The organism is Pedobacter agri PB92, from assembly GCF_000258495.1.
In the GTDB taxonomy this organism is placed as follows: Bacteria; Bacteroidota; Bacteroidia; order Sphingobacteriales; family Sphingobacteriaceae; genus Pedobacter; species Pedobacter agri.
In genome coordinates this window covers 1-6,283 of sequence record NZ_AJLG01000230.1, presented here as the reverse complement: position 1 = coordinate 6,283, position 6,283 = coordinate 1, and the positions used below count along the sequence as shown (strand labels likewise).

General features: G+C 41.1%; 8 protein-coding genes. All 8 read left to right on the top strand.

All coding sequences use genetic code 11. The features are described 5' to 3' along the window. The first annotated feature begins 209 nt into the window (after window positions 1-209). A complete protein-coding gene (locus ON09_RS21675) occupies window positions 210-545 on the top strand; it encodes a KTSC domain-containing protein (protein WP_010603172.1) in 336 nt (111 codons plus the stop codon). Between the two features lie 3 nt (window positions 546-548). Then, complete coding sequence (locus ON09_RS25315; protein WP_157259050.1) at window positions 549-722, top strand: hypothetical protein; 174 nt, start codon at window positions 549-551, stop codon at window positions 720-722. 1 nt (window position 723) lies between these two features. After that, complete coding sequence (locus ON09_RS21670; RefSeq protein WP_010603171.1) at window positions 724-1,308, top strand: hypothetical protein; 585 nt, start codon at window positions 724-726, stop codon at window positions 1,306-1,308. Window positions 1,309-1,590: 282 nt separating this feature from the next. Next, window positions 1,591-1,899 (top strand): hypothetical protein, encoded by a 309-nt coding sequence (locus ON09_RS21665; protein ID WP_010603170.1) that lies wholly within the window; start codon window positions 1,591-1,593, stop codon window positions 1,897-1,899. Then, entirely contained in the window at window positions 1,890-3,608 is a 1,719-nt protein-coding gene (locus ON09_RS21660) for a DEAD/DEAH box helicase (protein ID WP_010603169.1), read from the top strand. Before ON09_RS21665 ends, ON09_RS21660 begins: the two co-directional genes overlap by 10 nt. A gap of 189 nt (window positions 3,609-3,797) precedes the next feature. Beyond that, on the top strand, window positions 3,798-4,688 hold the full coding sequence (locus ON09_RS21650; protein ID WP_010603167.1) for a DNA cytosine methyltransferase: 891 nt from the start codon (window positions 3,798-3,800) through the stop codon (window positions 4,686-4,688). Window positions 4,689-4,897: 209 nt separating this feature from the next. Continuing rightward, window positions 4,898-5,731 (top strand): DUF4373 domain-containing protein, encoded by an 834-nt coding sequence (locus ON09_RS21640; RefSeq protein WP_010603165.1) that lies wholly within the window; start codon window positions 4,898-4,900, stop codon window positions 5,729-5,731. Next, the coding region (locus ON09_RS21635) for an AAA family ATPase (RefSeq protein WP_010603164.1) at window positions 5,661-6,283 on the top strand (623 nt) is incomplete at its 3' end. The genes ON09_RS21640 and ON09_RS21635, both read left to right, overlap by 71 nt.

The following is a 6,283-nucleotide window of genomic DNA, read 5'->3' as shown; positions in this document are numbered from 1 at the left end:
AGCGCCCCTAACGGATCCCGCCAGACAGCTATATGAATTGGGCAAGGCTCAATATCAGGAGCTGGCTTACAAATACTGGCTGCTTATGGATGGACTAAAACTATCAGCATAATGAAAAAGCTATTAACATCCGATTACGCCAAAGCAATATATCTGGCAATCGCAGTGACACTAATCATTTTAATCATCGTACCAATCAAATAAATATCATGAAAACATTAATAATAAACAATCAGGAATTTACAGTAAGCGAGAAGCTTGAGGGATTTACTATCGAATCAAAACCGTCTAGCAATGTAGCTTTCTACGGCATGAACTCAGAAACCAAAGAGCTATTCGTTCAATTCAAAAACGGATCTGCTTACATCTATAGAGGTATTACCAATGAGGCCGCGATCGGTTTGATAAATGCCGAAAGCGTAGGCAAGTATATTTCTCGCTGGATCTGCGGCCAGTTTCTTTCCACTAAAATGGAAGGCCAGATGATTTATCAAAACCCTTTGCAAGCGGTAAATGCCACTGATTTTGGAAGCAAAAATGATTAAGGCATGGAAGATCATGAATTCAGGGCCTTAGTCCAAAAGCTAAGGGATGAGCAAAAGGCATTCTTCAGAACCAGGAACAAAACTCATCTCGATACAGCTAAAAAGCTTGAGGCGCAAGTCGATAAAGAATTATTAAACGGGAGCGATAAACCCCAAAATCAACAATCACTTTTTTAATATGAATACACTAACAGTTGAAACAGGCGCTCAAGTCGCCATCACTCGCAGGATTACAAGTGTAATGCTGAAAAGCCACGGAGGCGTTGATGTGAAATTTGAAAAGACAATCACGATTCCTGATGAGCGTGAAGATATCGACGAAGATGAGCGTGAGGATATCCATATCCATTCAGATGATAAGTCAGATGTTAAGTCATTTCCTCATCCAGATCTATTGCATGCGATTGAATTGCTACGTGCTCATTATGCAATCCTTGCCAATCAGTTAGGCACTAAAACCGATGACCTGTCTACACTTGATGATGATCCTGATTTCTTAATGCTTTTCAAAGTCGAAGGTGTAAAAATCAATTATGATCCATCTGGCTCAACAGCTAGTATGAAAGGTACAAGCGCCACTCAGTACGGTACGCTTAAAATCGAAACTGCACCAGTATCATTCGAAGGATCATACAAGTGGCGTGAAGAATTCTCTCATGTTGTTGAGCATGTGTGTGATGAGGCCTTAAGGTATTTGGATGGAAAGATTGCCCCTTCAGCTCAACTCGATTTATTCGATGAGGATGGGAATGAAATAGATTAAAAAAGCGACATGGTAGCCGGTTAGCTTTCCGGCAATTAGCGAGGTTGGGAACTGGCAATCTTATATAAGCGCTTGCTTGTAGAGTAATCTTGTAGGTTCGAATCCTGCCCTCGCCACAAAGTCAGTTCACTACTGCAAAAGTTCTTTAACTCATGAGAATCGTGAACTCATAATGAAACACTAGTGGGACTGGCAAAACCAATATGCCAGTCCTTTTTTAACCATCCAATATAAAAACCATTATGTCGAGAAAAGTAATGAGTAAAAAGAAAGGAGTGCGCCATGGCTAAACGGACATTGAACTATAGAGAAGAGAGCCGTAAAAATTGGTATCAAATCAAGGAAGATGGGGATAACTCTCAATTATCTACCGAAGATTTAAAGTTCGGATGCATCTTAAGAATAGCCGATTCCATGGAGTTAATGGCAAAAGACCGCACTGAACTCGAACGCCAAAACAAACAGCTTGGAGAATTAGCTACCAACCGTTACGAAGAAATTCAAACATTAAAAAAAGCAGTTGCCGCTTACAAAGGCAAATGGAACAAACTTAAAAAGCAGTTGGCAGAAATGGAGGCAAAATGTATATAGGAGAAGTAAAAACAATGCAGGATCATTACGCCTTGCAGTTCAAGCCTATTCCTAAAGTATTGGCAGCCGCAAAAGAATTGCCTGGCCGCTCATGGGATTGGAATAACAAATACTGGAAGGTTCCCTTATCCCATAAAGATGCAGTTGCGGATTTCGCTAAAAGGTTCGGCCTTGATTTCGATCGCCAACCTGAAGCAAAAAATACATCTCAGTTTGTAATTGCACCATTGCCGGCATTGGAAACTCCAATTCCTTTAAAGCGTCCATTGTTCCACTTTCAAGAGGGCGGCGTCGCTTACATGATGCAAAAGCGTAGATGTATTTCCGGCGATGATATGGGCATGGGTAAAACATCTCAAGCTATAGCAGCTCTTCACGGCTTACATGCGCAAGGCGAAGCGGTTTACCCGGCACTTGTAGTATGTCCGTCATCAGTTAAAATTAACTGGCAACGTGAATTTGCAACAGTATCAGGAGCGAAAGCAATCGTATTAACTGACAGTATCAAAAATACATTTCCGGAGTATTACCGTGCAGGAATGGCCCAGATCTTTATCGTGAATTATGAAAGCTTGAAAAAATATTTTGTCGATCATATTGATGATCCAGGTATTAATGAGGAAACTGGAAAAAAGAAAAAGCTAACCATTAAGCATTTCCACTTCAAAGAAAAGTATCTGAACTTCTTTAAAACGGTCGTGGCCGATGAGGCTCATAGGCTAAAGAGCTTAGCTACCATCACCACTAAAATCGTGAAAGGTATTTCATCTGGAAAGGAAAACATCTTGCTGTTAACCGGAACGCCTGTAATTAATAAGCCTCAGGATCTTGTTGCATTACTTGGTATTATGGATCACATGAAAACGCTTGGAGGTTATCAGCATTTTATGAAGCATTATTGTGGCGGTCCACGCGAAGCATCAAACTTACTCGAGCTTAATTACAACCTGAACAAACATTGCTTTTATCGCAGGAACAAAACCGATAAGGATATCATTCAGGATCTTCCGGATAAGATGCGCCAAAAAATCATCTGCCAACTTTCAAAAGAAGCTCGCAAAGAATATAACGACGCCCGTGATAATGTTGCAGCTTACCTGGCTAAGTATAAGAATTCAACGACTCATGAGATCGAGAAGAGCATGAACGCTGAAGTACTGATGCAAATTGGAGTTCTTAAGAACATTTCTGCCAGAGGAAAACTGAAAGACGTTTTTGATTTCATTCATGATACGCTTGATAGCGGTCAAAAGCTAGTAGTATTTGCCAGCTTAACCGAAATTATAGCTGCAGTGCAAAAGGAATTTCCTCATTCGGTTCGCATTACCGGGCAGGATGACACTAACCAAAAGCAAGCAGCTATCGACAGGTTCCAGCAAGATCCAGAAATGAAACTGATCGTGTGTAACCTTAAAGCAGCTGGTGTGGGTGTAACGCTTACGGCCGCTTCAAACGTTGCGTTCATTGAACAGGGTTGGCATTCGGCTATTATGGATCAGGCCGAGGATAGATGTTTCAGGATCGGCCAGAAGAACAATGTGATGTGTACTTATTTCCTCGGTGAGGACACGATCGATGAGGATATCTACGATTTGATACAGGAAAAAAGAGAGATCGCCAATACGGTAAGTGGTGCCGTTGATGAATTCGAAACCACAACAGTCAACAGTTTGATTAAACTTTTTACGGAGAAAAGGGATGCGAGATAAAGAGATGTTAGCGAAACAAAACCGACGCAGGTATTACTTGAAGCAGCGACTGAAAAAAACATTCAATGTCGACACGCGACTAAAACAGGTAGAAATTCCAACAGTCGAGCAATCTTTATCTAACCAACAAAAGATTTGGTTAAATGAGCTCGGAAATAAATTCGGTTACAACTTACAATACGGTATAGCATGAATCACTTATCACTTTTCAGCGGCATGGGTGGATTTGATCTGGCCGCTGAATGGATGGGATGGGAAAACATAGCTCACTGTGAGTGGAATCCATTCTGCCAACAAATCCTAAAATATTATTGGCCTAAAGCTATTAGTTATGCAGATATTACAAAAACAGACTTCTCTATTCACAGAGGAAGTATTGACATCATTACGGGCGGATTCCCGTGCCAGCCATATTCAACAGCAGGAAAACGGAAGGGAAAAGATGATGAACGCCATCTCTGGCCACACATGCTTAGAGCGATTCGGGAGATTAAACCACGTTGGGTTGTGGGCGAAAACGTTCTCGGACTTGTTGGTTGGAATGGAGGGCTGGTATTCGAAGAGGTGCAAGCTGACCTGGAAGCTGAAGGGTACGAAGTTCAACCGTATATACTTCCAGCTGCATCCGTCAGCGCTCCCCATAAAAGGGATAGAGTCTGGTTTGTTGCCTACTCCAAGAGCTTCAGAAGGGGAGCGGGGATCAGAGAGAAGGTTGACCGTTGTGAATGGAATCCCAAAGAATATTTCTACGAAAGGGCTGGCATTCGGAATAAATCTGAGGCAATTGGCAGAGCAGGGATTTCTCCCGACGCCAACTACGAGAGATTGGAAGTCGAGCAACGCATCGGAGGCCACAATGATTCGAAATGCAAGACCACTAAACGAAACAATAACGGGTGGGAAGACTGGCCAACTCAATCCCCGATTTGTGATGGAGATGATGGGTTTCCCGCCAGACTGGACGGAATTACCTTTTCTAAATGGCGACGAGAGTCAATCAAAGGCGGTGGTAATGCCATAGTTCCACAGGTAGCTATTCAGATTTTCAAAACGATTGAAGAATATGAAAAACGGATATAAATCCCTTCACAAATCTTTTAGGTTCACTCCTTTTCAATTATCGGAGATGTGCCGGATGTATGCAAATGGCCAGTCTTTTAAAGAGATTGGCCTAACATTCGACTTAAGCGCCAATGCAATAGAAGGGCATATATTAAAATATTACATCGGCATCATACCAAAAGAGAACCAACAAAGAATAATAATACAGTCCAAAATAAACGAATACAATGGCTAGAGAACAGAGAAAAGATGTTGACTGGTTTCCTCACGTTTGTAATAAACCAAAGGAGTTGCATATCCTCGAAAGTCGATACGGTAATGATGGATATGTTGCTTATTACAAACTGAAAGAAGAGCTCGGCCGTGCTAAAAATCACTACATAAATATCGATGATGAACTCGATTGGATGTATCTCGTTTCTGCCTTTAAAGTTGATGAAGATCTTGCTCAAGATATCTTAACTCACATGGCAAAATTGAAGATTATTGATAGGGAATTATTTGAGATTCATAAAGTGATTTGGAGCGAGGAATTCAGTAGCGATCTAATAGAGTTGTACAAAAAGCGTGTAAATAAGTTGTACTTCAAAGTTGATGTACTTGCACAAATTACAGGTCAATCCGCAGCGGAAACCACTCAATCCGCAGCGGATTCAGTCGAAAAACGGCAAAAATCGACTCAATCCGCGGAATCAATCCCTAGAGAAGAGAAGAGTAGAGGAAAGAAGAGAACAGTAGAAGAGAGTAGAGAAGAAGATCAAAGTAAAAATCAGAGATTTTCACCGCCCTCTCAATCTGATGTAGAAGAATACTTTTCATCAAAAATTAATGAAACATTTTGGAGCGATGCCGAATGCAAAAAAGAAGCGAAAAAGTTCGTCGATTTCTACACCTCAAAAAACTGGTACGTCGGCAAAAACAAAATGAAAATCTGGAAGTCAGCAGCTTCAGGATGGATAAACAGAAAAGAAGAATTTAATACTCAAAAAAATGGAAACAAAAATAACGGACGCGATAACAACAGCAATCAAAACGGGGATAAAGATTTCGGCGAACTATGATCACATTGAGCTGACCGAAGAGGAAACCAATGCAGCCATTTACGCCGCGAAAAAATTCAAAGATGCTAAAATCCGTGAAGCTGAGTACCGGAAAAAGATTTTTGAAAAACCAGTTTACAAAATGATGAATCGAACTGAGCTTGATTTCTTTGTTCGTGAAAAGTATAACGTTTGCGACATCAACGATGCTGATCGCCTGGCAAAATTTTTTGATGAAGGAATTGAACCCTACATTCTTGATGATGACAACCGTGATGAGTTCAACATGCTTTGTGCTTATTTTTCCGGGCACGATTCTTTTGAATTTGTCCCTGACGAAAAAGGTAACATGAAGCCAACTGGAATGTCGCTTAAAAAAGGACTTCTTTTGTTCGGCCCTGTAGGATGTGGGAAAACTTCCCTGATGAGAATGTTTAGCATCAATTCATTCAGGCCTTACAGTGTTATCGCATGCAAAAGGATCGCCAACGAATATCAGGAAAATGGAGCCAACTCCGTTTACACTTATTCCCAAATGGCACCAATTGCACCACACATGAATAGTGTGTGCGT

Coding starts and splice junctions, on each gene's coding strand:
- ON09_RS21660 (WP_010603169.1), top strand. CDS start 1,890: ATGTATATAGGAGAAGTAAAAACAATGCAGGATCATTACGCCTTGCAG.
- ON09_RS21650 (WP_010603167.1), top strand. CDS start 3,798: ATGAATCACTTATCACTTTTCAGCGGCATGGGTGGATTTGATCTGGCC.
- ON09_RS21670 (WP_010603171.1), top strand. CDS start 724: ATGAATACACTAACAGTTGAAACAGGCGCTCAAGTCGCCATCACTCGC.
- ON09_RS21675 (WP_010603172.1), top strand. CDS start 210: ATGAAAACATTAATAATAAACAATCAGGAATTTACAGTAAGCGAGAAG.
- ON09_RS25315 (WP_157259050.1), top strand. CDS start 549: ATGGAAGATCATGAATTCAGGGCCTTAGTCCAAAAGCTAAGGGATGAG.
- ON09_RS21665 (WP_010603170.1), top strand. CDS start 1,591: ATGGCTAAACGGACATTGAACTATAGAGAAGAGAGCCGTAAAAATTGG.
- ON09_RS21640 (WP_010603165.1), top strand. CDS start 4,898: ATGGCTAGAGAACAGAGAAAAGATGTTGACTGGTTTCCTCACGTTTGT.